Origin of the sequence: Thauera aminoaromatica, assembly GCF_000021765.1 — a bacterium.
Lineage (GTDB): Bacteria > Pseudomonadota > Gammaproteobacteria > Burkholderiales > Rhodocyclaceae > Thauera > Thauera aminoaromatica.
Genome location: NC_011662.2, coordinates 577376 through 602983 on the forward strand (window position 1 = coordinate 577376; position 25608 = coordinate 602983).

Annotated in this window: 20 protein-coding genes and 1 pseudogene; 10 read left to right on the forward strand and 11 right to left on the reverse strand. The window is 69.7% G+C overall.

Features of this window, described 5'->3' with window-relative positions; all coding sequences use genetic code 11:
- Positions 1–65: 65 nt before the first annotated feature.
- Together TMZ1T_RS02480 and TMZ1T_RS02485 are read right to left on the reverse strand one after the other, a co-directional pair.
- On the reverse strand, positions 66–344 hold the full coding sequence (locus TMZ1T_RS02480; protein ID WP_004325032.1) for a type II toxin-antitoxin system HicA family toxin: 279 nt from the start codon (positions 342–344) through the stop codon (positions 66–68).
- 34 nt (positions 345–378) lie between these two features.
- Entirely contained in the window at positions 379–1827 is a 1449-nt protein-coding gene (locus TMZ1T_RS02485; RefSeq protein WP_261789166.1) for a PEP-CTERM sorting domain-containing protein, read from the reverse strand.
- A 187-nt stretch (positions 1828–2014) separates the two neighbouring features.
- On the opposite strand from TMZ1T_RS02485, the gene TMZ1T_RS02490 reads away from it, so the two are divergent.
- Positions 2015–3070, forward strand: a complete 1056-nt coding sequence (locus TMZ1T_RS02490) for a hypothetical protein (protein WP_012584483.1) — start codon at positions 2015–2017, stop codon at positions 3068–3070.
- 176 nt (positions 3071–3246) lie between these two features.
- On the opposite strand, the gene TMZ1T_RS02495 is transcribed toward TMZ1T_RS02490, so the two are convergent.
- Both TMZ1T_RS02495 and TMZ1T_RS02500 read right to left on the reverse strand, forming a co-directional pair.
- Positions 3247–4923: an ATP-binding domain-containing protein gene (locus tag TMZ1T_RS02495; RefSeq protein WP_012584484.1), complete on the reverse strand. Its 1677-nt coding sequence runs from the start codon at positions 4921–4923 to the stop codon at positions 3247–3249.
- Positions 4924–5137: 214 nt separating this feature from the next.
- Positions 5138–6157 carry a DUF4351 domain-containing protein gene (locus tag TMZ1T_RS02500; protein ID WP_012584486.1) on the reverse strand — a complete coding sequence of 340 codons (1020 nt, stop codon included), beginning with the start codon at positions 6155–6157 and terminating at the stop codon, positions 5138–5140.
- A 179-nt stretch (positions 6158–6336) separates the two neighbouring features.
- Between TMZ1T_RS02500 and TMZ1T_RS02505 the strand changes: the two genes are divergently transcribed.
- Positions 6337–6930: an IMPACT family protein gene (locus tag TMZ1T_RS02505; RefSeq protein WP_012584487.1), complete on the forward strand. Its 594-nt coding sequence runs from the start codon at positions 6337–6339 to the stop codon at positions 6928–6930.
- Positions 6931–7156: 226 nt separating this feature from the next.
- On the opposite strand, the gene TMZ1T_RS02510 is transcribed toward TMZ1T_RS02505, so the two are convergent.
- From TMZ1T_RS02510 to TMZ1T_RS02525, 4 genes are all read right to left on the reverse strand, one after another.
- Entirely contained in the window at positions 7157–7927 is a 771-nt protein-coding gene (locus TMZ1T_RS02510) for a LamB/YcsF family protein (protein WP_012584488.1), read from the reverse strand.
- 94 nt (positions 7928–8021) lie between these two features.
- The gene (locus tag TMZ1T_RS02515) at positions 8022–9074 is read right to left on the reverse strand and encodes a 5-oxoprolinase subunit C family protein (RefSeq protein ID WP_012584489.1); all 1053 of its coding nucleotides are present in this window, start codon (positions 9072–9074) and stop codon (positions 8022–8024) included.
- A complete protein-coding gene (pxpB, locus tag TMZ1T_RS02520) occupies positions 9071–9832 on the reverse strand; it encodes a 5-oxoprolinase subunit PxpB (RefSeq protein WP_012584490.1) in 762 nt (253 codons plus the stop codon). The genes TMZ1T_RS02515 and pxpB overlap by 4 nt, the downstream gene beginning before the upstream one ends.
- Before the next feature lie 30 nt (positions 9833–9862).
- Positions 9863–10378: a winged helix DNA-binding protein gene (locus TMZ1T_RS02525; protein WP_004309481.1), complete on the reverse strand. Its 516-nt coding sequence runs from the start codon at positions 10376–10378 to the stop codon at positions 9863–9865.
- A gap of 275 nt (positions 10379–10653) precedes the next feature.
- On the opposite strand from TMZ1T_RS02525, the pseudogene TMZ1T_RS02530 reads away from it, so the two are divergent.
- The 3 genes and pseudogenes from TMZ1T_RS02530 (at position 10654) to TMZ1T_RS02540 (ending at position 13437) form a co-directional block, all read left to right on the forward strand.
- Positions 10654–11549, forward strand: a pseudogene (locus tag TMZ1T_RS02530) (TRAP transporter substrate-binding protein).
- Positions 11550–11607: 58 nt separating this feature from the next.
- Positions 11608–12126 (forward strand): TRAP transporter small permease, encoded by a 519-nt coding sequence (locus TMZ1T_RS02535; RefSeq protein ID WP_004309483.1) that lies wholly within the window; start codon positions 11608–11610, stop codon positions 12124–12126.
- A gap of 12 nt (positions 12127–12138) precedes the next feature.
- The gene (locus TMZ1T_RS02540; RefSeq protein ID WP_004309484.1) at positions 12139–13437 is read left to right on the forward strand and encodes a TRAP transporter large permease; all 1299 of its coding nucleotides are present in this window, start codon (positions 12139–12141) and stop codon (positions 13435–13437) included.
- Positions 13438–13465: 28 nt separating this feature from the next.
- On the opposite strand, the gene TMZ1T_RS02545 is transcribed toward TMZ1T_RS02540, so the two are convergent.
- On the reverse strand, positions 13466–14428 hold the full coding sequence (locus TMZ1T_RS02545; protein WP_004309486.1) for a LysR substrate-binding domain-containing protein: 963 nt from the start codon (positions 14426–14428) through the stop codon (positions 13466–13468).
- Positions 14429–14570: 142 nt separating this feature from the next.
- Here TMZ1T_RS02545 and TMZ1T_RS02550 point away from each other — a divergent pair, with 142 nt between their 5' ends.
- The 4 genes from TMZ1T_RS02550 to tdh all read left to right on the forward strand — a co-directional run bounded on the left by TMZ1T_RS02550 (position 14571) and on the right by tdh (position 19804).
- Entirely contained in the window at positions 14571–15950 is a 1380-nt protein-coding gene (locus tag TMZ1T_RS02550; RefSeq protein WP_004309487.1) for an L-serine ammonia-lyase, read from the forward strand.
- 134 nt (positions 15951–16084) lie between these two features.
- Positions 16085–17323: a serine/threonine transporter SstT gene (sstT, locus tag TMZ1T_RS02555; protein WP_004309489.1), complete on the forward strand. Its 1239-nt coding sequence runs from the start codon at positions 16085–16087 to the stop codon at positions 17321–17323.
- 153 nt (positions 17324–17476) lie between these two features.
- Positions 17477–18733 carry a glycine C-acetyltransferase gene (locus tag TMZ1T_RS02560; protein WP_012584491.1) on the forward strand — a complete coding sequence of 419 codons (1257 nt, stop codon included), beginning with the start codon at positions 17477–17479 and terminating at the stop codon, positions 18731–18733.
- Positions 18734–18766: 33 nt separating this feature from the next.
- Positions 18767–19804: an L-threonine 3-dehydrogenase gene (gene tdh / locus TMZ1T_RS02565; RefSeq protein WP_004309492.1), complete on the forward strand. Its 1038-nt coding sequence runs from the start codon at positions 18767–18769 to the stop codon at positions 19802–19804.
- Positions 19805–19870: 66 nt separating this feature from the next.
- Here tdh and TMZ1T_RS02570 read toward each other — a convergent pair whose 3' ends face one another.
- Entirely contained in the window at positions 19871–21406 is a 1536-nt protein-coding gene (locus tag TMZ1T_RS02570; protein WP_012584492.1) for a cryptochrome/photolyase family protein, read from the reverse strand.
- A gap of 215 nt (positions 21407–21621) precedes the next feature.
- Here TMZ1T_RS02570 and TMZ1T_RS02575 point away from each other — a divergent pair, with 215 nt between their 5' ends.
- A complete protein-coding gene (locus tag TMZ1T_RS02575; RefSeq protein ID WP_004309497.1) occupies positions 21622–24066 on the forward strand; it encodes a sensor domain-containing protein in 2445 nt (814 codons plus the stop codon).
- On the opposite strand, the gene TMZ1T_RS02580 is transcribed toward TMZ1T_RS02575, so the two are convergent.
- The gene (locus TMZ1T_RS02580; RefSeq protein WP_231570626.1) at positions 24067–25452 is read right to left on the reverse strand and encodes a fused MFS/spermidine synthase; all 1386 of its coding nucleotides are present in this window, start codon (positions 25450–25452) and stop codon (positions 24067–24069) included.
- Positions 25453–25608: the final 156 nt, after the last annotated feature.

Genomic DNA, 25608 nt, shown 5'->3' on the forward strand with positions numbered 1-25608 from the left:
CACGCCTCCGGGCGCGTGGCGCGGCGGCGAAGCCCCGCGACCGCGATGCGGTCGGGCGCGCTGCGTCAGCCCGTGCCGTCCTGGTAGCTCGACGGCGACACGCCGGCGCTGGCGAGGAATTCGCGCAGGTCCTTCACCGCCTGCTTGCCGAAGTCGCTGCCGTGGTGCGGGTGGTGCAGGTAGAACTCGCGCCGGTTCAGCACGACGCGGAAGCGCGCGCCGTGGCCGCTTTCGACCTCGGCGCCGAGGTGGCTCAGCAGCGACTCGACCTCGCGCCAGTGCAGGTTGCCGGCCGGCGGATCGCGGAAGATCGCTTCCAGGGTGTGGCGATGCTTGTTGCTCATGGCGGACTCCGGGCGAAGCGGGAATCCGCTCATGCTAGCGCAGCGAGCCTCCGGCGCGGCAACTGCGTCGCAGTCCTCCGAGCGCCAGCACCGCCAGGGCCAGCAGCGCGAGCGAGGACGGTTCCGGCACGGGAGTGAAATTGGTGGTGATCGGGGTCATGCGACCGGTAAACCGGCCATTCCCGGTGAAACCGATCTCGGTCACGAAAGCCTGCACATCGGTCGGATCCAGTCCTGCCGACGGCTCGATGCCGAGCACGCGGAACCGATCCACGCCGCCGCCCGTGAAGTCGAAGCGCTCTCCTGCGTCCAGAAAGGTTTCGAACACGAAGTCGGCGAGGTTCAGGTCGTAAAGCCAGAGTTCGAAGATTCCGTCACCGACGTTCGGCAGGGTGACGCTTGCGAACAGTGGATCCCCGCTGCCGATCTGATAGTCATAGCCGACCGCGACCACCGGATCGATCAGGATGGTCTCGCCGGCCCTCACCTCGATGTCGAAGTTGAAGTTTCCCGCACTGTCCACGCTCGGCAGGTAGATCGTCCTGTCGCCGGCGTCGTCCGTGAGCGGGGTGAACTCGAAGAAGGTGCGTGCGCGGCCCTTGATCAGGCCGGGTTCGGCGGATTCGAGGATCACCGCCACTTCGTACTTGCTCCCCTGCTCCAGGCCGCTCGGCAGCCCGGGAAGCCCGCCGTTGCTGAAGGCCTGATCCAGGGTGTAGCCGTTGCTGCCCAGCGGCAGGACGGCCTCGTGCACGAGCGTCGCCGCGGTGATGCGCCCGGGCTCCTCGGCGTCGATGCGCCGAAGCTGGATACGGATGTTGGTGATCGGCGCGGTGGTGTCCGGGACGGTCCACGACAGGGTGGGGGCGAGGCCGCCGCCGGTGATCGCGACATCTTGCAGGAAGGGCAGGTTGACGCTGCTGTCGTAGTCCGGGGCTGTGACCCACTTCGTGGTTTCGCCGCCGGGGGCGGACGGGTTCTCGATTCGCAACGCGAACGGGGTCGCGTCCCAGGCGGCGAGCTGCCCCTGTACGAAGGGATTGGCGAGATTGAAGGTCGTCGTGTAGTCGTTCTTGCCGCCGCCGCCGCCGGATTGGAGGCCGACGAACTGCAGGCGGGTATCGAGCCCAGGAGTGGAGGGGTGCGTGACGAAGATCGCGGTCTCGCCGCCGTTCGAGCTCTGATCGTAGAAGTCCGTATCCGGCGAGGGGGTCACCCTTGCGCTCACGCGCAGGCGGTCCGTACCCGCACCGGCAAAGAAGCGGCCAGCGCCGAGCCGGTCGTTGAATACCTGGACCATGTCGACACCGATGTCGAAGGGTTGCGAGGCGATGGCTGCTGCGTGGCTGCTGGAGACGGTCGCCGCGGCGGCGAGGGCGAGCAGAAATCGATAGGCTCTTGGGGCGGACATTCGTGATCTCCCGAGCTGGATGTCATCGAGGAATGCGAGGGATGTCGGTGCGTGGGCTGCAATCGAGCGCATATTCAATATAGAACGTGTTCATGAATGCTCAACGAGTTTCTGATGCACCTCGAATACCTTCGCCCGTCGACGGCGCGGCGCGGGCTTCGGTCCCCGCAGATGGACTTCGAGGCGACCGATCGCGGTCAAGGAACGTGACGGGATGTCGTTAGGTGTACCGGTCAGTCACCTTTGCGAGGCCTTAGCCATGAAAGTCACCGCGTCCAGTGTCGAGCTCCAGTCCTCGCACCGTTTCGCCCAGTCGCTGGAGACCCGTGAGCGCCTCGAAGTCTGGCGAGGCACGCGCGATTCCGGCTCCGCAGCGGAGAGCACGCAGCCCCCGGTGGTGGCGCTCTCCGCCGCGGGCCAGAACGCCCTGGCGGCCGAGAGCGTGACTGCGGCGGTGGACGCGGTCGCCGAGGAGGCGGTCGAAGACGATCCGCGCCTCGCCATGCTGATCCGCATGATCGAGTTCCTCACCGGCGAGCCGGTGCGGCGCTTCAGCATGCGCGACCTGCAGTCTGCCGACGCCGCCGAGCCTGGCTATGAGACCGGCGCAAACCCGGGTACGAGCGGCCAGGCTGGCGCACGGCGCGCCGGCTTCGGGCTCGAATACGACTTCAGTAGCCGCTTCAGCGAGACCGAGACGATTGCCTTCGGTGCCGCCGGCGTGGTGCGCACCGCGGACGGTGCTGAGATCCGTTTCGAGCTCGGCTTCGAGATGTCGCGCAGCTACACCGAGTCGGTGGCGGTCAGTGTGCGCGCCGGCGACCAGCGCCTGAAGGATCCACTGGTGCTCGACTTCGGCGGCCCCGCGGCGGCGCTCTCGGAGGTGCGCTTCGACTTCGATCTGGATAGCGACGGCACCAGGGAGAAGCTTCCGCTGGTGAGCGGCAGCGGCTTCCTCGCCTTCGACCGTAACGCCAATGGCCGCATCGACGATGGCCGCGAGCTCTTCGGACCCGCCAGCGGCGACGGCTTTTCCGAACTCGCCCGCCTCGACGACGATGCCAACGGCTGGATCGACGAGGCCGATGCCGCCTGGTCGCAGTTGCGCGTGTGGCGGCCGGATGCGGCGGGCAAGGGCAGCGTGCGGTCGCTGAGCGAGGCGGGCGTCGGCGCCCTCCACCTCGGCCGCGTGGCGACACCGTTCAGCCTGAAGGGCGCTGCGAACGACACCCAGGGTGTGATGCGCGCGAGCGGCGTCTACCTGCGCGAGGACGGTGGGGTCGGCACGCTGAGCCAGGTCGACCTGAAGGTCTGAGCACGCAGCGGCGCGGCATCCTGCGTCGCAGCCCGACGGCCGCTCGCGACTCGCGTCGTTCCTGCAGCGCGGCTCCAGGAACGTGGTGTTTTTCGCAGGAGCGACGCGAGTCGCGATGGCGGCGGTTGGGTAGCGCTACGTTTCCCGGAGACCCGCCGCGTTCGGGGGGCGGCGCCTCAGCCCGCTTCCGCGACCGGCGCGAGCGCGGCCGCCGCACGCTCCGACGCCACCAGGATCAACTTCATCGTCGCCCGCGTGGCGCCGACGAAAAGCTTGCGCATGGTGAGCTCGTCCATTCGCCCGCCCGTCGTCTCGAAGTCGATCTCGGTAAACAGGATGCAGGGCGCCGACTGGCCCTTGAAGCGATACACCGAATCGATCAGCAGTTCGCCCTGCGAGTGCTCCGGCTCGCCGAGCAGGTCGTAGCGGCCGGTGAAGGCGCGCAGGCGGTGGGGGCCGAGGTGGTCGAGCGGGGTGAAGCGCGAATGCTCGCGGCCGCGGAAGGTCAGCAGCACGATCGCGTCGCGGCGGAAGCCCAGGCCGAGGGCGCGCGTGATCGCGCGTTTGGTGGCATCCATCAGCCCGGCTTCGTCGCGCCAGGCGAAGATCTCCGGTTCGCTGTCGGTCACCGGGCTGCCGGCGCGCACCGGGGCGGGCAGTGGCAGGCGGGCGTTGAGGAGTGCGAGCACGTCGGCCGGGGTGCGGTAGTTGGTGTCGGCGCTCAGCCCCACCCAGCCGGGCAGCGCCACCGGCGGACGGTCGTAGAGGTTCTGCAGCGGGTCTTCCAGCCACCAGGCGCGCCCCGCCGGCTTCAGCAGCGCGAGCAGGGCATCGCGCCAGGGCTCGGTGAAGTCCTGGCCCTCGTCGATGATGAGCTCGTCGAACTGCCAGGCGGGATCGGGCTGCTCGCGCACCAGGGTGGCGAAGTCCGCCTCCATGCGGCGGAAGGCGCCGGGCGCGCCGAAGGCCGGCTTGCGGCCGGCGTCGCGCACGCGGCGGTCGCAGAGCTGGTGGTAGGTGGCGATCTCGCCGCCGGCAGGCGCGATACGCGCGAAGTGGTCGGCGAGCGGACGGTTGTAGCACACGTAGAGCGGGCGCCGGCCGGCGGCGAGCGCGTCGGTGTAGGCGGCGAGCGCGAGCTGGGTCTTGCCGCTGCCGGCGGTGGCGGTCACGCGCAGGCGGTGCGGCTCGACCACGATGCGGCGCGCCCACTCGGTGAGCCCGCCCGACAGCCGGGTGGTGAGGTCTTCGACCTGGCCGATGTGCGACTGCACGTCCGGCACCAGCTCGAGCAGGTCGGCGAAGAAGCGGTGGAGGGCCTGGCGGTGCGCGGCGTCGAGCGCCGGGTCGCCCTCCTGCGGCCGCGTCAGCGCGGCGACGATCGCGGGGAGCTGGTCGCGCCGGCCGGCGTCGACGATGCGCTCGGGGTCGAGTCCGGCGGTGCCGGGCTGGCGCACGCAGTGGTCGGGGCAGTGCAGCAGCACGTCGAGCACGGGCTCGGTGCCGTCGAGCAGCGGGCGCAGGCGGGCGCGCAGGGCGTCGGCGTTGCGCGCGAGCTCGACGCTGAGCTGCGCCGCGCGGCGCCTGCCGGGGCGCAGCAGGCCGGTAGGCGTCTCGTCGAGGAAGCCGGCCTGCTGTTCGACCAGCAGCACCCGCCCGCCCGGGCCGACCACGGCGAAATCGACCTCGCCGAACACCGCCGTGCGACCCTCGGCGCGCGTCCAGTGCAGGCTGTGGTAGATCGTGGTGTCCTCGGGCAACGCGGCGGCGAGGCGGGCGAGGGTGGCGAGCTCGCGCCCGCGCGCGCCCTCCGCGGGGAGCAGGCGCCAGCCTTCGGGGTGGGTGCGGGCCATGGTGGGCCTCAGTCGATGGGCTCGAACAGGCGGGCGACGATGCGCTGGCAAGACGGGAGCTCGAAGGCCTCGGGGTTCATGTCGAGAATGTAATGGCGTTCATCCGCTTTCACGGTTGCGGGGCGAAGTGGCCGGATCGCTTCACCCATCGGAGACCGGCGGGGTTGCGGTGGTTTGCGCACGCCGCTCACCCCGTCCAGCGTGAGCCCGTGCTTCAGTTCCCCGCGAACACCTCGTCGATCGTCCGCGCCTCGAGCACGCGCTCGGCCCAGATCTCGAGCTGCTCGGGCGTGGACTGGGAGAGACGCCGGATGATGTCGGGGGAGAGCGGGCCGAAGCGCCGGTTCAGCAGGCGCAGGAGGACGCTTGCACTGCCTTGGGCACGACCCTTCTCGATCCCCTTTTCGATTCCCTGCTCGATCCCCTTCTCGATACCGATTTCGAGCCCTTGCTCCATGCCCTTCTGCAGCCCGCGCTCGATCGCGAGTCGTTCGACGCTGGTGACGTACTTCACTTTGCGTTCTCCTTCAATATTTTCAATATCTTGCCACAGTCTCTGCTCGAACTCCCTGGGTAGTCGCATCATCCAGTCGAGCACCGAAAAGAAGTCAAGGATGCGTTGTCGCGTCCAGTCGCGTTCATAGAGTAGTCGCACCAGGCGGCGCTTGGCGTCGAAGCGGGCGATCGGGCTGCGGCGGGTGCGACGGGTGTAGAGGTGCGCGGCGGTGACGAGTGCGAAGGGGTTCGGGTTGCACAGCAGCGCGGCTTCGTCCGCTGCGTGGTCGACCAGCTTGGCGACCGGAAATTGCAGATTGTGCCGGCAGCCGAGGCGCTCGTAGCCGAAGCGGTCGGGGCGCCAGGCCGGGTCGTCATCGGCGAGCACGGCCAGGCTGGCGACCGGACGGTCGTAGCTGTCGTAGATGCGGTAGTTATAGACGAACATCCGGCGTGCGAAGTCGGGGTCCATGCTTCCCTGGACCTCGATGTGCACACACAGCCAGTCCTCCTCGCCGGCGTGCGTGGTGACGCTGGCGAGCTTGTCGACATGGCGCCGGCCGAGCGCGGCGTCGCGTACGATCTGCTGCAGCTCCTTGTCGAGGAAGCGGTGGCCGCGCGCCCAGTCGATCTGGCGGCCGGCATCGGGGAAGTAGAAGTCGATGAACTCCGGGAAGGCGTGCTCGACGGCCTCCTTCCACGGACTGTCGTAATCGTCCTGCGCGGCGCTGGCGGGCATTGCGAGCTCCTGGGTGAGGGAGCTGGAATGCTATTTGGAAATATGACAAAAGGGAATTGGGGGCATTGGGATGCGTCCCCGAATTTTCGGAGTATCCGCGATTTTCGGGGGCTGCACGCCATGGCAATGCCGGCTGGCCGCCGCCGTGCCGCCGCGCGAATCGGACTAGAATCCCCCCCATGCCGCTGACCCTCGCCGCTCCCGTCCACAGCGAACTGATCATCAAGAAGAGCCGCTTCATCGGCTGCGTGCAGCCGATGAGCGACCGCGCCGGCGCGCAGAAGGTCGTGGCCGCGTTGTGGGCGCAGCATCCGGGGGCGCGCCATGTGTGCTGGGCGCTGCTTGCGGGCGGGCAGTCGGCGGCGGTGGACGACGGCGAGCCGAGCGGCACCGCCGGGCGGCCGATGCTCGACGTGCTGCGCCACCAGGACCTGGAGGGCGTGCTCGCCACCGTGGTGCGCTACTTCGGCGGCGTGAAGCTGGGCGCCGGGGGTCTGGTGCGCGCCTACATGGACGCGGTGGCGCAGGCCTTGCTCGAGGCCGAGAAGGTGCCGATCGTGCGCCTGGCGACGCTGCGCTGCGTGGTGCCGTATGCGATGGAGGGGCTGCTGCGGCGCGAGCTCGACGCCGCCGGGGCGAGCCTGCTCGCGGTGGCGCACGGGCAGGCGGTGGAGCTGTGCTTCAGCCTGCCCGAGGATGCCGCCGCAGCCCTGCGCGCGCGCCTTGCGGAGGCGGGGCAGGGCCGGATCGAGTGGATCGCGGAGGTCGAGTGAGCGTTGGGCGCCAAGGGGCGGCAGCGTCCGGGTTTGCGCGGGGGCGAGGATCGCGACTTGCGTCGTTCCTACAGGGCGCCTGGGGCGTAGGGTGTGGTCGTAGGAGCGACGCAAGTCGCGATCGAATCATCCGGAGTCCTCCCCCCGGCGTGTCCGGCGCATGCGCAGATCAAGCGCCGAAATCGCGACTTGCGTCGCTCCTGCCTGATCCGCCGGCGGGTCGGCCTCAGGAGAGCTGTGGCAGGGGGGCGATGGTCCAGCCGCGCGCTTCGAGTTCCGTGCGCAGATGTCGCGCGCTCTCCACTGCGCCCAGGGTGTCGCCGTGCACGCAGATGCTGTCCATCGAAGTCGGCAGCACCTTGCCGCTCTGGCTGACCACGCCGCCGGCCTCCAGCATGCGCAGCACGTGGGTGACGAGCTCGTCGTGGTCGTGGATGACCGCGCCGGGCTGGCCGCGCGGCACCAGCGTGCCCTTGTCGGTGTAGGCGCGGTCGGCGAAGACCTCGCCGGCGACCCTCAGCCCGGCGCGCGCGCCGGCCGCATGGAGTTCCGACAGCACCGGGGCGAGCAGGATCAGCCCGGGGTCGATGGCCTTGACCGCGCGCGCGACCGCGTCGGCGAGCGCCGCATCCTCGCAGGCCTGGTTGTTGAGTGCGCCGTGCGGCTTGACGTGGGTGATGCGGCCGCCTTCGGCCGCAGCCATGCCGGCGAGCGCGCCGACCTGGTAGATGATCATCGCCTCGAGCTCGGCCGGCGCCATCTTCATCGGCCGGCGACCGAAGCCCTGCAGGTCGGGGTAGGCCGGGTGGGCGCCGAGGCTCACCCCCGCCGCGAGCGCCGTGCGCACGGTGTGGCGCATCACCACCGGGTCGCCGGCGTGGAAGCCGCAGGCGATGTTGGCCGAGCGCACCACCTGCAGAAGGGCCTCGTCCTCGCCCATGGTCCAGGGGCCGAAGGATTCGCCGAGGTCGGCGTTGAGGTTGATCGTCTTGTTCATGGGCGGGGCTCCTTGGGGTGGGGAGATCGGGGCGTGCAGGCTGGGGGCCGGGATTGCGACTTGCGTCGCGCCAGGGCGGGCGGCGCTTGTGCGATCAATACAGCGGTCGGTATTCGGTGCCGAGGGCATGCACGACGCCGTCGACCAGGTTCCCGGTGTACAGCGCCATCAGGTCGATGCCATCGGGCGGCAGGGCGCGGATCGAGGCGATCAACGCCCGGGTCTCGGTCTCTGCGGCGCGCGCGATGCACGCGCCCTCGGCGGCGCTCACGGCGGCGAAGCGCAGGCTCTGGCCGGGGCGCAGCGCGGCGAGACGGCCGAGGTCGGCGCCGATCACGGTGGCGATCTTGGGATAGCCGCCGGCGGTCTGCGCGTCGGCGAGCAGCACGATGGGCTGGCCGGCACCGGGCACCTGGATGGAGCCGGGCACGGTGGCGTCGGAGACGATCTCGGCGGCGCCGGCGTGCTCCAGCTGCGCGCCCTCGAGGCGGATGCCCATGCGGTCGGCCTCGGTGGTGACGCGATACTCGCCGCCCACCAGGGCGTCGAGCGCGGTGGGGCTGAAGTGGTCGGCCTGCGGACCGGGCACCAGGCGGATCGGACCGGTGTCGGCCGCGGGCGACTGGGCGAGCACGCGGTCGCTGTCCCAGGGGTCGGCGTCGGCGGAGAGCGCCAGGCGCGTGCCGGCGCCGAGCGCACGGCCATCCACGCCGCCGATGCCGGCGCGCGCATAGGTCGAGGCGCTGCCCATCACCGCCGCCGGCTCGAGGCCGACGATCGCGACCATGGCGATGCGTCCGCCCTCCATCTTGCGGATGCGCAGCTGCTCGCCGTCGGCCAGCGTCACCGAGCGCCACGGCGCGAGCTGGCGCCGGCCCTCGGTGCCTTCGACCTCGACCACCGCGTCGCCGGCCACCGCGAGCTTCACCGCGCCGCCGCTCGCGGCGACGTGCAGGCCGCCGTCGAAGCATTCGATCACCGCGGCGTCCTCGGCGCGACCGGCGAGCGCATTGGCGATGCGCATCAGGCGGCGGTCGAGCACGCCCGCCCAAGGCACGCCGATGCGGCGGTGGCCGCGGCGGCCGCCGTCCTGGATGGAGGCGAAGGCGCCGGGGGAGAGGATTTCCACTTCGGTCCGGGTGCTCATGCTGCGTTCTCCGCGGGGGTCGGGGCGCTTTCCAGCCATTGCATGGGGTCGATTTCGGCGCTGGCGAGGCCGGCCTCGATGGCGCGGCATTCCTGGGCGCTCACCGGGACGAAGCGCACGCGGTCTCCGGCCGCGAGCAGCGAGGGCGAGGTGCGGCGGGCGTCGAACAACGGCACCGGGCAGCGCCCGAGCAGGTGCCATCCGCCGGGGCTCTCCCAGGGGTAGATCGCGGTCAGGCCAGTGGCGATCGCCACGCTTCCGGCGGGCACGCGCACGCGCGGCTGGGCACGGCGTGGCAGGCGCAGCGGCGCGGGCAGGTCGCCCATGAAGGGGAAGCCGGGCAGGAAGCCGATCATGTAGACCAGGTATTCCGCTCCGCTGTGCAGCGCGACGACCTCGTCCTCGCCGATGCCGATCGCGCCCGCCACCTCGGCGAGGTCGGGGGCGGCCTCGCCCTCGTAGCACACCGGCAGGCGCCAGTGGCGGCCGTCGGTGGTGCTGCCGTGCTCGGCGGCGGCGATCAGCGGCTGCAGCGTGGCGAGCACCGCATCGCGGTCGGTGACGAGCGGGTCGAAGAACACGGTCAGCGAGCGGAAGGTGGGCATGGTCTCGATCACGCCCGGCAGTTCGCCCGCCTGTTTCCGGCGCAGCACGGCGGCGTCGAGCGCATTGACCTCGGCCAGCAGGGCAGGGTCGATGATGCTGCCGAATTCGATGGTGAGCGCGGCGTCGCCGGCGTCGAGGATGCGAAAGCTCACGGGAGGGCTCCCTGGTGATGTGCAGCGGATTTACAGCGATGAAGTGGAGGCCGCGCGCGCGGCCTGGTCGTAGCGGCCGGACAGGGTGCGCAGCAGGCGGGCGAGTTCGCCGATCTGGGCGTTGTCCTCGGGGCTGCCGGTGAAGCCGGGCATCAGGCAGGCCTCGCGTACGTCGCGGTACGCCAGGCAGATCTCGCGGCCCCGCTCGGTGACGGAGAAGAACGCCTCCTTGCCCTTCTTGACGCTCTGCACCAGGCCGAGTCCGGCGAGCTTGCGCAGCGAGTAGGAGACGACGTGGGTGTCCTCGACGTTGAGCACGAAGCAGATGTCCGCAAGGCGCTTCTCGGAGTCGCGGTGCGACACGTGGTGCAGCACCAGCACGTCGATCGGCGTCATGTCCTTGACGCCGGCGGTGGTCATGCAGCGCATCATCCAGCGTGCGAAAGCATGCCAGGCGATGATGAGGCCGAACTCCATCTCGGAAAGTTCGGGCGATTTCGGCGAGATCAGGTGCTGGGAGGACACGATGCGGCTGGCTTCTTTCATGACTGCCTCCGGGGGTGGAAGACAAGGTTTCGCGGACGTTTTGCAAAAAAAACGTGTACGTTTTGTTGACAAGATACCCACAAAATCTCTATTGTGCAATAACGGTGACTTATCGAAGACCGGTCGCCGCCCGCCAATCCGCGTTCCGGGCTTCTCGCCCTCCTCTACCAGGAGTAATCGCCATGCGCTTCCCGCGTCCCCTCGTCAAGGTGATCGCCACTTCGCTCGTAGGCCTGGGTCTGGCCGCCGTCGCCCACGCCCAGACCGCGTGGGACATGCCCACGCCCTACCCGGCCAACAACTTCCACACCGAGAACATCCAGCAGTTCGCCAAGGAGGTCGACGAGGCCACCGGCGGCAAGCTCAAGATCACCGTGCACGCCAACGGCTCGCTGTTCAAGGCCAACGAGATCAAGCGCGCGGTGCAGTCCGGGCAGGCGCAGATCGGCGAGCTGATCATCTCCGGGCTGGCCAACGAGGACGCGCTCTACGCGCTCGACACCGTGCCCTTCCTGGCCACCGGCTATGCGGATTCGAAGAAGCTTTGGCAGGCCTCGAAGGCGGCGGTCGAAGCGCGCCTGGCGAAGAACGGCCTCAAGATCCTGTACTCGGTGGCCTGGCCGCCGCAGGGCCTGTACTCCATGACCGAGCTCAAGAGCATCGGCGACCTCAAGGGCATGAAGATCCGCTCCTACAGCCCGACCGTGGCGCGCATGATCGAGCTGATGGGGGGCAGCCGGTGACCGTGCAGGCCGCCGACCTCACCCAGGCGCTGTCGACCGGCGTGGTGTCGGCCAACCTGACCTCCTCGGCCACCGGTTACGACACCAAGAGCTGGGAAAACCTGAGCCACTACTACGACATCCAGGCCTGGCTGCCGAAGAACATCGTGTTCGTGTCGAAGAAGGCCTTCGACGCACTCGACCAGCCGTCGCGCGATGCCCTGCTGAAGGCCGCCGCCGCGGCCGAGGAGCGCGGCTGGAAGGTGTCGGAAGAGAAGACCGCCTGGTACATCGACCAGCTCAAGGCCAACAAGATGAAGGTCCAGCCCGCGCCGGAGGCGCTGCAGGCCGAGCTGCTCAAGGTCGGCGAGAAGATGACCGCCGAGTGGGTCGAGAAGGCCGGTCCGGACGGCCAGGCCATCCTCGACGCCTACCGCAAGCTGAAGTGACCGGCGGATGCCGCATCGGCCCCGCCGTGGCGGGGCCTTCTTGTTCAGGAGATCGCCCATGAGAGCGTTCCTCGATTCCTTGTACCGCCTGTCCGGGGCGCTCGCCGCGGTCGGCATGGTGGCCACGCTGGTGCTGGTCGCGACCGGCGTCTTCACGCGCCCGCTCGGCATCTACCTGCCCGGCACCGACGACTACGCCGGCTACGCGATGGCGGCCTGCGGCTTCCTCGCGCTGGCCTACACCTTCAAGCACGGCGAGCACATCCGCGTGAGCCTGGTGCTCGAGCGCGTCGGCCCGCGCCTGCGCGCGGCGCTGGAGTGGTTCTCGCTCGCCGCCGGCACCGCGGTGGCGGCGATGCTGGCCTTCTACGCCGTGCGCATGGTGCTGCAGTCGCACGAATTCGAGGAAATCTCGCAGGGCGTGGACGCCACGCCACTGTGGATTCCGCAACTGTCGATGGCCTTCGGCTCGGTCGTGCTGCTGATCGCGCTGATCGACGACCTGGTGATGACCACCCTGGGGCGCGCACCGGCGCGACTCGCCACCCACAGCGGCGAAGCCGCGCGCATGGAATAAAAGGAGCGCGCCATGGAAGTCATGATTGCGGCCGTACTGATCGGCCTGATGCTGGCGCTGCTCGCCGGCGGCGTATGGATTGGCCTCGCGCTGATGGCGATCGGCATCCTCGGCATGCTCGGCTTCACGCCGCGCGCGCCGGGCGACGGCATGGCGGTGGCGATCTGGAGCCACGGTTCGAGCTGGACCCTGACCGCGCTGCCGCTGTTCCTGTGGATGGGCGAGATCCTCTTCCGCACCAAGCTGTCGGAAGACATGTTCAAGGGCCTGTCGCCCTGGCTGGAACGCCTGCCGGGCCGCCTGCTCCACACCAACATCATCGGCTGCACCTTGTTCGCCGCGGTGTCGGGCTCGTCGGCGGCGACCTGCGCCACCATCGGCAAGATCGCGCTGCCCGAGCTGCAGCGCCGCGGCTACCCCGAGTCGATGGCGCTGGGCACCCTGGCGGGTGCCGGCACGCTGGGCCTGCTGATCCCGCCCTCGATCATCATGATCGTGTACGGCGTGGCGGCGGACGTGTCGATCTCCAAGCTCTTCATCGGCGGCGTGCTGCCCGGCATCCTGCTGGCGAGCCTTTTCATGGGCTGGGTGGTGGTGTGGTCGCTGATGAACCCGGGCAAGATCCCCGCCGCCGACCTCAAGACCGACTTCATGGGCAAGCTGCGCGCCTCGAAGAACCTGATCCCGGTGATCCTGCTGATCGGCGGCGTGCTCGGCTCGATCTACAGCGGCATCGCCACCGCGACCGAGGCCGCCGCGATCGGCGTGATCGGCAGCCTGATCATCGCCGCCAGCCAGCGCACGCTCAATCGCAAGAGCTTCTTCGGTGCGCTGATGGGCGCCACCCGGCTGTACTGCATGATCGCGCTGATCCTCGCCGGCTCGGCCTTCCTGACCCTCGCGATGGGCTACATCGGCCTGCCCCGCCATCTCGCCGAGTGGATCGGCGGGCTCGGCCTCACCCCGGGCATGCTGCTGGTGGCGCTGGCGATCTTCTACATCCTGCTCGGCTGCTTCCTCGACGGCATCTCGATCGTGGTGCTGACGATGGCGGTGCTGATGCCGACCATCCAGGCCGCGGGCATCGATCCGCTGTGGTTCGGCATCTTCGTGGTGGTGGTGGTGGAGATGGCGCAGGTCACCCCGCCGGTCGGCTTCAACCTCTTCGTGCTGCAGGGCCTCACCGGGCGCGACATGACGGTGATCGCGCGCTACGCGCTGCCCTACTTCCTGCTGATGGTGCTGGCGGTGGTGCTGCTGTACACCTTCCCCGGCCTGGTGACCTGGCTGCCCGGGCACATGATCGGGTGACGGGCTCCGCGTCCGCGGCCGCTGGCGTTCAGTCGCCGGGCGCGGGCGCCGTATCTGCGCAAGGGCCGGCGGCGAGTTCCGCCGCACGCGCCTCGGCCGCCAGCCAGTCGTGCACCGTGGCCACGCGCGGATCGGCGAGCGCCCCGGCGGAATGGATCACGCAGTAGCGCTTGCCGGTGCGCACCGACTGCGCGAAGGGCGCCACCAGGCGGCCGCTGTCGAGTTCGTCGGTGATCAGGGTGCGGCGCGCGATCGCCACCCCCATGCCGGCGATCGCGCACTGCATGGTGATGTGGTTGCGGTTGAACATGTAGCCCCGTCGTACCTCCACCTGGGGTGCGCCGATGGCCTTCAGGTAGCGCTCCCACTCGGCGTAGGGCGGGCTCCCGCGCCAGGCGGTCATGTCGTGCAGCAGCGGGTAGTGGCGCAGGTCCTCGGCGCCGAGCAGCGGTGGACGGCCTTCGAGCAGGCGTGGCGAGCACACCGGGAAGATCTCCTCTTCCAGCAGCACGGTGCTCTGGAAGCCGGGGTAGCTGCCGTCGTTGAGGTCGATCGCGAGGTCGAACTCGCCGTCGCGTAGCGAGTACGTGCTGTCCTCGGCCTCGACCTGCAGCTCGATCTGCGGAAAGCGCGCCATCAGGCGCGGCAGACGCGGGACCAGCCAGGTGGCGAGGAAGGAGGGCAGGGTGCGCACCCGTACCACGCCGCTGAGCGCGCCGCCACGCAGGCGGCCGATGGCGAGCTCGACCGCGGCGTAGGCCGGATCGACCGCGGCGAGCAGGCGCTTGCCCGCGTCGGTGAGCTCGAGCCGGCGCGGCAGGCGGCGGAACAGGCGCTGGGCGAGCCAGTCCTCGAGCAGCTTGATCTGCTGGCTCACCGCGCCGGTGGTGATGCTGAGCTCCTCGCCGGCGCGGGTGAAGGACAGGTGACGCGCGACGGCGAGGAAGACGCGTAGCCGGGTATGGATCTGGGAGGGTGCGCTCGTAGCCATGGTTTAGTTTTGCTAAAGAAAAGATCAATAACTATCGATTGAGCACCCGCCCATCCAGCTGGAGAATGCCGCTCATGCACTGATAAGTATTTTCGTGCTTAGCAGAATTAAATCAACAAGCCGTTTCCCCTCGGAGTCTCCCATGTCCATCAGCGTACTCGACCTGTTCAAGATCGGCGTCGGTCCGTCCAGCTCGCACACGGTCGGGCCGATGCGGGCCGCGCACGATTTCGTCGCCGAGCTGCAGCGCCGCGGCCTGCTCGACCAGGTGCGCCGCATCGAGGCGAAGCTCTACGGCTCGCTGTCGGCGACCGGCGTTGGCCACGGCACCGACCGCGCGGTGGTGGCCGGCCTGATGGGCGCGCGCCCGGACGAGGTTGATCCCGACTTCCTGGTGGGCGCGGTCGATGCGGTGCGCATCGATGCCAGCCTGCCGCTAGGCGGCACGACGGCGGTGCCCTTCGAGTGGACGCGCGACCTGCGCCTGCTGCCGGTGAGCCTGCCCTACCATCCCAACGCGATGCGCCTGGCCGCGCACGGCGAGGCTGGCGTGCTGTACGAGAACACCTACTACTCGGTGGGTGGCGGCTTCGTGGTCGACGAGGCGCAGGCGCAGTCGGGCGCGCCGGCCGAGGCCGCGGTCGCCGTGCCCTATCCCTTCGACACCGGCGCAGAGCTGCTCGCCCAGTGCCGCCGCCACGGCCTGCGCATCAGCGAGCTGATGCTGGCCAACGAGTCGGCCTGGCGCAGCGAGGCGGAGACGCGCGCCGCGCTGCTGCGCATCTGGGACGTGATGCGCGCCTGCGTGACGCGCGGCGTGGGCCACGAGGGCGTGCTGCCCGGCGGGCTCAACGTGCGCCGGCGCGCGCCGGGGCTGTATCGCAAGCTCAGCGAGCAGGCGAGCGGGCGCAACATGATCAGCGACTCGATGAGCGCGCTCGACTGGGTCAACCTCTACGCGCTCGCGGTCAATGAAGAGAACGCCGGCGGCGGCCGCGTCGTCACGGCGCCCACCAATGGTGCGGCCGGTATCATCCCGGCGGTGATGCACTACTACATGAAGTTCATGCCCGGCAGCGACGAGCGCGACGTGGAGAACTTCCTCCTCGCCGCCGCCGCGGTCGGCGTGCTGTGCAAGAAGAACGCCTCCATCTCCGGCGCCGAGGTCGGCTGCCAGGGCGAGGTCGGCTCGGCCTGCGCGATGGCCGCCGCGGGCCTGGCCGAAGTGCTCGGCGGCACGCCCGAGCAGGTCGAGAACGCCGCCGAGATCGGCCTCGAGCACAACCTCGGCCTGACCTGCGACCCCGTCGGCGGCCTGGTGCAGGTGCCCTGCATCGAGCGCAACGCGATGGCCTCGATCAAGGCCATCAACGCCGCCCAGCTCGCCCTGCGCGGCGACGGCGCGCACACGGTCTCGCTCGACCAGGTGATCCGGACCATGCGCGACACGGGCCGCGACATGCTCGACAAGTACAAGGAGACCTCCCGCGGCGGCCTCGCCGTCAGCTTTCCGGAGTGCTGAGCGCCGCCACACCGGATCTCCAGCCGAATGTCCACCCGTTCCACCCCCGACCCGGCACAGCCCATCCCGCACGTGCCCGGGTCCAGCCTCACCCGGCTTCCCTAACCACAACGTCATCCACGAGGAGACACTCAATGACCACCGCAAACCCCACGGCTCTGCAGCGCGTGATGCGCATGAGCCTCATCTCCCAGATCGCCATCGGTCTGGTCCTCGGCATCGCACTGGCGCTGATCGCGCCGGGCGCCACCAAGTCGGTCGCGCTGCTCGGCGACCTCTTCATCGCCGCGCTGAAGGCGGTCGCGCCGATCCTGGTCTTCGTGCTGGTGGCGGCGGCGATCGCCAACCACAGGCACGGCCAGCCGACGCACATGCGCCCGATCCTCGTCCTCTACCTGCTCGGCACCTTCGCCGCCGCGGTGGTGGCGGTGATCGCCAGCTTCGCCTTCCCGACCACGCTGGTGCTCGACACCGCGGCCGCGACCGGCAACCCGCCGGGCGGCATCCTCGGGGTGCTCAAGAACCTGCTGCTGAGCGTCGTCTCCAATCCGGTGCGCGCGCTCATGGAAGCCAATTTCATCGGCATCCTGGCGTGGGCGATCGGCCTCGGCGTCGCGCTGCGCCATGCCGCGGAGAGCACCCGCAAGATGGTCAATGACGTCGCGGATGCGGTGTCCTCGATCGTGCAGGTGGTGATCCGCTTCGCCCCGCTCGGCATCTTCGGCCTGGTCGCCGCCACCATGGGCGAGTCCGGCTTCGACGCGCTGCTCGGCTACGGCAAGCTGCTGATGGTGATCGTGGGCTGCATGGTCTTCGTCGCCCTGGTGGTCAACCCGCTGTTCGTGTTCTGGAAGCTGCGCACCAACCCCTATCCGCTGGTGTTCACCTGCCTGCGCGAGAGCGGCGTCACCGCCTTCTTCACCCGCAGCTCGGCCGCCAACATCCCCATCAACCTCGAGCTGTGCAAGCGCATGGGCCTGCACGAGGACACCTATTCGATCTCGATCCCGCTCGGCGCCACGATCAACATGGCTGGCGCGGCGATCACGATCTCGGTGATGGCGCTCGCCGCGGCGCACACCCTCGGCATCGCGACCGACTTCCCGACCGCGCTGCTGCTGTGCCTGGTGTCCGCGCTCGCCGCATGCGGCGCCTCGGGCGTGGCGGGGGGCTCGCTGCTGCTGATCCCGATGGCCACCAGCCTGCTGGGCGTCCAGGCCGACGTGGCGATGCAGGTGGTGGCGATCGGCTTCGTCATCAGCGTGGTGCAGGACTCGTGCGAGACCGCGCTGAACTCCTCGACCGACGTCCTCTTCACCGCCGCCGCCTGCGCGGCGGAGAGCGGCGAGCCGCTTCAGCTGGATCGCACCTGATCCCGGCATGACCGTGCGCCTGCGCCACGGCGCAGGTGTCCGTCCGGCGGCCGTCGCGGCCTCCGGGCGTGGCGGGGCTCCGGCCCCGCGCCTTCCCTGAATCAAGCCCTGCCCGGGGGGCTTCCAATCCCCGGGCACTGCAACGGAGTCGTCATGAACAAGAATCCCGCAACTGCCGTCGAACAGAGCGGCAAGCCCCAATCCCCGGCGCGCGAGCGCTTCCTCGCCCATCTGCACGGTGTCGTCGATCAGATCCGCGCCGACGGCTTCTACAAGGCCGAGCGCGTCATCGACAGCCCTCAGGGTGCCCAGGTCCACCTCGGCACCGGTGCGGACGTCCTCAACTTCTGCGCCAACAACTACCTCGGGCTCGCCAACGACCCGCGCCTGGTCAAGGCCGCCCAGGACGGCCTGGCCGAGGACGGCTTCGGCATGGCGTCGGTGCGCTTCATCTGCGGCACGCAGTCGGTGCACAAGCAGCTCGAGGCGAGCATCTCGAAGTTTCTCGGCACCGAGGACACCATCCTGTACGGCAGCTGCTTCGACGCCAACGGCGGCCTGTTCGAGACCCTGCTCACCGAAGAGGACGCGGTCATCTCCGACGAGCTCAACCACGCCTCCATCATCGACGGCGTGCGCCTGTGCAAGGCCAGGCGCTACCGCTACCGCAACAACGACATGGCCGACCTCGAGGCGCAGCTGCAGGCCGCGGACGCCGCCGGCGTGCGCTTCAAGCTGATCGCCACCGACGGCGTGTTCTCCATGGACGGCGTGATCGCCGACCTGAAGTCGGTCTGCGACCTGGCCGACAAATATGGCGCGCTGGTGATGGTCGACGACTCCCATGCCGTCGGCTTCGTCGGCACGCACGGCCGTGGAACGGCGGAATACTGCGGCGTGGAAGGCCGCGTGGACATCATCACCGGCACGCTCGGCAAGGCGCTGGGGGGCTCCTCGGGAGGCTATACCTCGGGGCACAAGGAGATCATCGAACTGCTGCGCCAGCGCTCGCGGCCCTATCTGTTCTCCAACACGCTCGCGCCCTCCATCGCCGCGGCCTCGATCAAGGTGATGGAGCTGCTCGCGAGTGAAGAAGGTCTTGAACTGTGCCGTCGCGTCAAGGAAAACGGCGAACATTTCCGCCGCGAGATGACCAAGCTCGGCTTCACGCTGGCGGGCAAGGATCACCCCATCGTCCCGGTCATGCTCGGCGATGCGCAGCTGGCCGGTCGCATGGCCGAAGAGCTGCTGAAGGAAGGCATCTACGTCATCGGCTTCTCCTTCCCCGTCGTGCCCAAGGGCAAGGCCCGCATCCGCACGCAGATGAGCGCCGCGCACACCACGGCGCAGATCGACCGCGCGGTGGCGGCCTTCGCCAAGGTGGGCAAGGCACTCGGCGCGATTGCGTGACCACGACCACTGATATCGATTGAGAGGAATCCCATGAAGGCCTTGGCCAAATTGACCCCGTCGGTGGGGCTCACGCTGACCAGCGTGGAAAAGCCGGAAGTCGGACCCAACGACGTCCTCATCAAGATCAAGAAGACCGCGATCTGCGGCACGGACATCCATATCTGGAAGTGGGACGAGTGGGCGCAGAAGACCATTCCCGTCCCCATGCACGTCGGCCACGAGTACGTCGGCGTGATCGCCGAGATGGGCCAGGAGGTGCGCGGCTTCAAGATCGGCGACCGCGTGTCGGGCGAGGGGCACATCACCTGCGGTTTCTGCCGCAACTGCCGCGCCGGCCGTCGCCACCTCTGCCGCAACACCGTGGGCGTCGGCGTGAACCGCGCGGGCGCGTTCGCCGAGTACCTGGCGATCCCGGCGGTCAATGCGTTCAAGATCCCCGACGACATCTCCGACGACCTCGCGGCGATCTTCGACCCCTTCGGCAACGCCACCCATACCGCGCTGTCCTTCAACCTGGTCGGCGAGGACGTGCTCATCACCGGCGCCGGCCCGATCGGCATCATGGCGGTGGCGATCGCGCGTCACGTCGGCGCGCGCCATGTCGTCATCACGGACGTCAACGATCACCGCCTGGAGCTCGCCCGCAAGATGGGCGCGACGCGCGCGGTGAATGTGAGCCGCGAGAACCTCGCCGACGTGAAGACCGAGTTGCACATGGTCGAAGGCTTCGACGTCGGCCTCGAGATGTCGGGCGTGCCGTCGGCGTTCACCTCGATGCTCGAGCACATGAACCACGGCGGCAAGATCGCGCTGCTGGGCATTCCGCCGTCCAACACCGCGATCGACTGGAACCAGGTCATCTTCAAGGGCCTGGAGATCAAGGGCATCTACGGCCGCGAGATGTTCGAGACCTGGTACAAGATGGTCGCCATGCTGCAGAGCGGGCTGGACCTGAGCCCGATCATCACCCACCACTACCCGGTCGAGGAGTTCAAGACCGGCTTCGAGACCATGCTCTCGGGCAACAGCGGCAAGGTGATCCTGGACTGGGAAGCGCTGGCCGCCTGATCCTTGTGCTGTGGCAAACAGGACAGAGCCCGCGCAGGCCCGGGCTCTGTCCGTTGGCGGGCCCGCTCAGAGTTCGTCCAGCCGCGCCAGCCAGTGCGCGGCCTGCGCCAGCGTGGCGGCGCGCTCGCCCGCGTCCATCTTCGCCCACGCCTTGTACGGCATCGCCATGCGCGGGTTGCGTGCGAAGCGCGCCTCGTGGCGCAGCAGGAAGTCCCAGTACAGGCTGTTGAAGGGGCAGGCCGGCTTGCCGCTGGCGCCGTGGCGGCGCCTGGGGTCGTAGGCGCAGCCCTTGCAATAGTCCGACTGCTTGCCGATGTAGCTCGCCGCACCGGCGTAGGGCTTGCTCGCGATCACGCCGCCGTCGGCGAACTGGCTCATGCCGCGGGTGTTGGGCATCTCCACCCACTCGAAGGCGTCGATGTAGATGCCCAGGTACCAGGCGTCCACCGCGTCCGGGTCGCAGCCCGCCAGCAGCGCGAAGTTGCCGGTGATCATCAGGCGCTGGATGTGGTGGGCGTAGGCGGTGTCGAGCGATTGCGCGATGGCGTGGCGCAGGCAGGCCATCTTCGTGTCGCCGCTCCAGTACCACTCCGGCAGCGGGCGCCGGGCGTCGAGCGCATTGGCCTGCGCATAGCCCGGCATGCGCGCCCAATACACGCCGCGCACGAACTCCCTCCAGCCCAGGATCTGGCGCACGAAGCCCTCGCAGCTCGCCAGCTCCACCTTGCCCGCCTGCCAGGCGGCGAGCGCGGCGTCGATGACCTCGCGCGGGTGCAGCAGCTTGACGTTGAGCGCGAACGACAGCCCGGAGTGGAACAGCGTGGTCGAGCGCGTGCTCATCGCGTCCTGGTAGGGGCCGAACCAGGGCAGGGCGTGCTCGATGAAGTGCGCCAGCCCGGCACGCGCCTCGCGCCGGGTGATCGGCCAGCGCAGCTGGTCGGCATGGGGCGCACCGATGGTTCGCACGCCCGCCGCGACGATCTCGTCCCACAGCGCGCAGAGGTCGTGGCCGCGCCAGGGCCATGCCGGCGCGGGCGGGTCGCCCGGCCATTTCTCGCGGTTCTGCGCGTCGAAGTTCCACACCCCGCCCACGGGGACGTCGTCGGCGTCGACCAGGATGCGGTGGCGGCGGCGCAGGTCGCGGTAGAAGAACTCCATGCGCGGCACCTTGGCGGCAAAGCGCTGCGCGAGTTCGGCACGCTCGGCGAGGAAGTGCTCGCTGCCGACCACCGCCTGCGGCAGGCCGAGCGTCTGCGCGGCCTCGTCCAGCAGGCGCTCCACCCGCCACTCGTCGGCCTCCATGCGCTCGAAGCGGGTCGCGCCGCACTCGGCCGCCACCTGCGCCAGGTTGGCGGCGAAGGACTGGCGGTTGTCGGCGTCGCCGATCTTCAGGTAGCGCACGCGATGACCGGCGGCCTGCAGCGCGGCGGCGAAGGCGCGCATCGCGGCGAAGATCGCCAGCACCTTCTGCGCATGGTGGCGGACGTAGTCGGTCTCGCTGCGCACCTCCATCATGAGGTACAGCGCGTCGGCGCGCGGGGCGCGGAACCAGGAGTGGGCGGCGTGGAGCTGGTCGCCGAGGATCAGGCGGAGAGTGGTCATCGTGACGAAGGGCGGGCGAGCTTGTGGTGTCGGCGTGCGTCGGTTCGGCGCGCCGTCATTCTAGGGCGAGGGGCCGCGACCGTGCCCGCTGCCCTGCCCGCGGGGGAAGTCCGTATGCATTTTGTGGTTGCAGTCGGTGCGCTTGATCCGGACACTGTTGTGCCCGAGTCGGGCTGCTCGACCGGCCGCGATCATCAAGGACAACAGGGCTGCACATGAACGACGACAACGCTCGCCTGAGGGCGGCCATCGACACGCTGCGCGTCCCGATCTACATGAAGGATGCGGACGGGCGCTATGTCTACGCCAACGATCTCGCGTGCTCGCTGCTGAAACGCTCGCGTGACGATGTCGTCGGCCGCTGCGACCAGGATCTTTTTCCGCCGGATCAGGCCGAGGTCCTGCGCCGCAACGACCTGCAGGTCATCGCGACCGCCAGGGCGGTGGTCATCGAGGAATATCTGAGCTTTCCCGACGCGCCCGTGCCGCGCTGCTGCATGAACATCAAGCAGCCGGTCGTCGACGCCGGCGGCCGCCCGGTCGGCGTGATCGGCCTTGCCATCGACATCGAGGCGCGCAAGCAGCAGGAGCGGGAGCTGGTCGGCCTCAAGAACGACTATGCCGCGATCCTCCAGGCCCTGCCCGATCCCTTGTTCGAGTTCGACATCGAAGGCCGCTGCCACGGCTACCGCACTCCCGACGAGGATCTGCTCGCCGCGCCGCCCGAAGTGTTCCTGGGGCGCACCGTGCGCGAGGTGCTGCCGCCGGAAGAGGCCGAGGTCTGTCTCGAGGCCCTGCGCGAGGCGGCGGCGAAGGGGCGCTCCACGGGCAAGGTGTTCAAGGTGGAGGCGCCCCAGGGCACGCGCTGGTTCGAGCTCTCGGTGGCGCCGATGGCCAGCGCGGCGGGCCGGACGCAGCGCTTCAACGTGCTTTCGCGCGAGGTGACCGCCCGCGAGCGCATGGAGCGCGCGCTGCAGGAGCAGGAGTCGCTGCTGCGCGCCGTGGTGGACAACACCCCGGTGGAATACTGGGCGCGCGACCTCGACGGGCGCTGCACCCTGCAGAACGCGATGACGGTGGCGCACTGGGGCGACCTGCTCGGCCAGCGTCCGGAAGAGAGCGCGAAGGAACCCGCGGCACGGACCGAGTGGCTGGAGACCAACCGCCGTGCCTACGCCGGCGAGACCGTCCATCGCGAGGTCGAGTACGAGGTCGACGGCGAGACGCGCATCTTCCAGTGCCTGGTCGCGCCGATCCGCGTGGGCGGCGAGGTGGTGGGCATCTTCGGTTTCAACCAGGACATCACCGAGCGCAAGCGCCAGGAGCACCAGATCCACGAGCTCGCCTTCTTCGATCCGCTGACCCGGCTGCCCAACCGGCGTCTGATGTTCGACCGCCTGGAGCGGGCCTTGGGCAGCAGTGCGCGTCGCCGGCACCAGGGCGCGCTGCTGCTGATCGACCTCGACCACTTCAAGGAGCTCAACGATTCCCACGGCCACGAGGCCGGAGACCAGCTGCTGATGAAGGTCGCCGCGCGCCTCGGGCTGAGCATCCGCGAGGGCGACACGGCCGCGCGCCTGGGGGGCGACGAGTTCGTGGTGATCCTGGAGGATCTCGAGGACGTCGCCGACGAGCTCCTGCACATCAAGGCGGTCGCGGACCGCATCGGCCGGGAGCTCGGCCGACCCTTCCAGCTGCAGCGCGGCACGGCGGGCGAGACGATCTCCTACCAGTGCTCGGCCAGCATCGGCATCAGCGCCTTCGGCGAACCGGGCGTCGGCGCGGCCGAGCTGCTGCGTCGTGCCGATACCGCGCTCTACCAGGCCAAGGCCGCGGGGCGCAACGCGGTCAGCTTCTTCGACCCGATCATGCAGGCCGCGGTCACCGCGCGCGCGCGCCTGCATTCCGACCTGCGCCAGGCGATCCGCGGAGGCCAGTTCGAGCTGCATTACCAGGTCCAGGTGGATGCGCAGCGACGGCCCGCGGGCGCCGAGGCGCTGGTGCGCTGGCGTCATCCCGAGAAGGGGCTGATCCACCCGGGCGGATTCATCGACCTCGCCGAGGAAACCGGGCTGATCGTGCCGCTCGGCCACTGGGTGCTGGCGACGGGGTGCCGGCAGCTCGCGCTGTGGGCCCGCCACCCCGCGACCGCGCACCTGCGGCTTGCGGTCAACGTGAGCGCGCGTCAGTTCCGTCAGCCGTCCTTCGCCGACGAGGTGCGTGCGCTGCTCGAACAGACCGGCGCGCCGGCGGACCGCCTCAAGCTCGAGCTGACCGAGAGCAGCCTGATCGAGGACACCGAGGCGGTGATCGAGCGCATGGAGACGCTGCGTGCGCTCGGCATCCGTTTCGCGCTCGACGACTTCGGCACCGGTTACTCCTCGCTCGCCTATCTCAAGCGCCTGCCGCTGGCGCAGTTGAAGATCGACCAGTCTTTCGTGCGCGACCTGATGTCCGATCCCAACGATGCCAGCATCGTGCGCACCATCCTCGCCCTCGGCGACAGCCTCGGCCTCGCCGTGATCGCCGAAGGGGTCGAGACCGAGGCGCAGTATGCCTTCCTGGCGGCGCACGGCTGCCGCGCCTACCAGGGCTACCTGTTCGGGCAGCCGGTCGCGCTGGACGTGTTCGAGGCCGGGCTGGCGGCGTCGGACGGCTGATCAGCTGCCGCGCAGCACGTCGAGGTCGGCGCGGTTGCGCTCGTCGGTGTAGGGCAGGGCGGGTTCCTGCGCCGCGTGCGCCGTGGACGGGGCGGAGCAGATCACCAGCACGTTGCCCTGCGGGCGGTCGCGGAACAGCACCTCGACCGCGCACGCGCCGTACTCGGCCTGGATGCTCGCCAGCAGGCTGCGCGCGTAGGGGCTGGCGAGCTCGCGGTCGAGGATCAGGTTGGCGGCGAGGACGCCGCCCGGCTTCAGCACGGCACGGGTGGCGCGCCAGAACTCGCGCGTGACCAGGTGGGCGGGGATGCTGGTGAGCGCGCTGTAGACGTCGACCACCACCGCGTCGTGGCGCGCGGCGGTCTCGCGCAGGTGGGCACGCGCGTCGGCGGCGACGAACTCGCCGCGCACCGGCTCGCGCAGGAAGTCGCGCTCGGCGATCTCCTTCACCGCGGGGTCGATATCGACATAGACGTAACGATTGAGCGGCTCGCGGTGCGAGAGCGTGAAGCCGCCGGCGCCCAGCACCAGCACGCTGCGCCCGCGGAAGCCGAGCTCGTCGAGCAGCAGGTCGCGCAGGCGGCGGATGTAGCGCGCGTAGCGCGGCGGCTCGCCGGCGTCGAGGATGGAGGCCGGCGAGTTGTTGATGCGCAGGACCTCGGGTGCCACGTAGCCGGGGATCGCCACCGCCTCGACGCGGTAGGTGGCGTAGGCGGTCTCGATCTGCTGCGGCAGCACCAGGTTGGCCACCAGCGCCATGCCCGCGATCGCGAGCGCCGCCGCGGCCGACGGCAGGCGCGCACCAGCCGCGCGGCCGAGCGCCGGTACCGCTGTGAGCAACAGGCCGGCGCACACCAGCACCGCCGCGCCCACGCCCAGCCACTGCATCACCCCCATCGACAGCGTCAGCGCGCCCAGGAAGGAGCCCAGCGTTGACCAGTACAGCGCCGCCCCGCTGCGCGCGCCGACGCGCTCGTGGCGCAGCAGGTTGGTGAGGATGGGCACGGTCTGGCCGAGCAGCCAGGCCACCGGGCACAGCACGCCGCACACCACCACCGCCCAGGCCACCGGTGCCGGCTGCAGCCGGGCGAAGGCCAGCTCCACCACCGGACCCGCCAGCCCGAGCGCGATCAGCGCCGCGGCGAGCAGGAAGTTGCGCCGCACGCGCGCGAGGTAGTCGCCAGCCACCTGCCCGCCGGCCTGGTAGCCGAGCGCCAGCGCGAGCAGGAAGAAGGCGATCGTCGGCGCGGTGACCGTGATCGCGCTGCCCACGTGCGGCACCAGCCGGCGCAGCGCGAGGATCTCGGCGCCGAGCGAGACGAAGCCCTCGACGAAGACGAGCAGGAAGAGCAGGGCGGGCGACAGCGACAGGGCGGGGGAGGGCACGGCGGGCGCCGTCCCGGGGCTGCCGGAGACCGGAGCGTGCATCGCGGAGGTCCTCGCGTGGTGAAGGGGGCGCCTTGGAGGCGACCGATTATCCGGCGCGTTGCCGCCGTAGGCCAGCACGCCTGTGCGCAGTGTTGCGCTGCGCTCCCCCGGCCG

What these genes read in the sequence shown, in the direction of transcription:
- TMZ1T_RS02480 (WP_004325032.1), bottom strand. Translation starts at nt 344, where the DNA reads ATGAGCAACAAGCATCGCCACACCCTGGAAGCGATCTTCCGCGATCCG.
- TMZ1T_RS02485 (WP_261789166.1), bottom strand. Translation starts at nt 1,827, where the DNA reads ATGCGCTCGATTGCAGCCCACGCACCGACATCCCTCGCATTCCTCGAT.
- TMZ1T_RS02490 (WP_012584483.1), top strand. Translation starts at nt 2,015, where the DNA reads ATGAAAGTCACCGCGTCCAGTGTCGAGCTCCAGTCCTCGCACCGTTTC.
- TMZ1T_RS02495 (WP_012584484.1), bottom strand. Translation starts at nt 4,923, where the DNA reads ATGGCCCGCACCCACCCCGAAGGCTGGCGCCTGCTCCCCGCGGAGGGC.
- TMZ1T_RS02500 (WP_012584486.1), bottom strand. Translation starts at nt 6,157, where the DNA reads ATGCCCGCCAGCGCCGCGCAGGACGATTACGACAGTCCGTGGAAGGAG.
- TMZ1T_RS02505 (WP_012584487.1), top strand. Translation starts at nt 6,337, where the DNA reads ATGCCGCTGACCCTCGCCGCTCCCGTCCACAGCGAACTGATCATCAAG.
- TMZ1T_RS02510 (WP_012584488.1), bottom strand. Translation starts at nt 7,927, where the DNA reads ATGAACAAGACGATCAACCTCAACGCCGACCTCGGCGAATCCTTCGGC.
- TMZ1T_RS02515 (WP_012584489.1), bottom strand. Translation starts at nt 9,074, where the DNA reads ATGAGCACCCGGACCGAAGTGGAAATCCTCTCCCCCGGCGCCTTCGCC.
- TMZ1T_RS02525 (WP_004309481.1), bottom strand. Translation starts at nt 10,378, where the DNA reads ATGAAAGAAGCCAGCCGCATCGTGTCCTCCCAGCACCTGATCTCGCCG.
- TMZ1T_RS02535 (WP_004309483.1), top strand. Translation starts at nt 11,608, where the DNA reads ATGAGAGCGTTCCTCGATTCCTTGTACCGCCTGTCCGGGGCGCTCGCC.
- TMZ1T_RS02540 (WP_004309484.1), top strand. Translation starts at nt 12,139, where the DNA reads ATGGAAGTCATGATTGCGGCCGTACTGATCGGCCTGATGCTGGCGCTG.
- TMZ1T_RS02545 (WP_004309486.1), bottom strand. Translation starts at nt 14,428, where the DNA reads ATGGCTACGAGCGCACCCTCCCAGATCCATACCCGGCTACGCGTCTTC.
- TMZ1T_RS02550 (WP_004309487.1), top strand. Translation starts at nt 14,571, where the DNA reads ATGTCCATCAGCGTACTCGACCTGTTCAAGATCGGCGTCGGTCCGTCC.
- sstT (WP_004309489.1), top strand. Translation starts at nt 16,085, where the DNA reads ATGACCACCGCAAACCCCACGGCTCTGCAGCGCGTGATGCGCATGAGC.
- TMZ1T_RS02560 (WP_012584491.1), top strand. Translation starts at nt 17,477, where the DNA reads ATGAACAAGAATCCCGCAACTGCCGTCGAACAGAGCGGCAAGCCCCAA.
- tdh (WP_004309492.1), top strand. Translation starts at nt 18,767, where the DNA reads ATGAAGGCCTTGGCCAAATTGACCCCGTCGGTGGGGCTCACGCTGACC.
- TMZ1T_RS02570 (WP_012584492.1), bottom strand. Translation starts at nt 21,406, where the DNA reads ATGACCACTCTCCGCCTGATCCTCGGCGACCAGCTCCACGCCGCCCAC.
- TMZ1T_RS02575 (WP_004309497.1), top strand. Translation starts at nt 21,622, where the DNA reads ATGAACGACGACAACGCTCGCCTGAGGGCGGCCATCGACACGCTGCGC.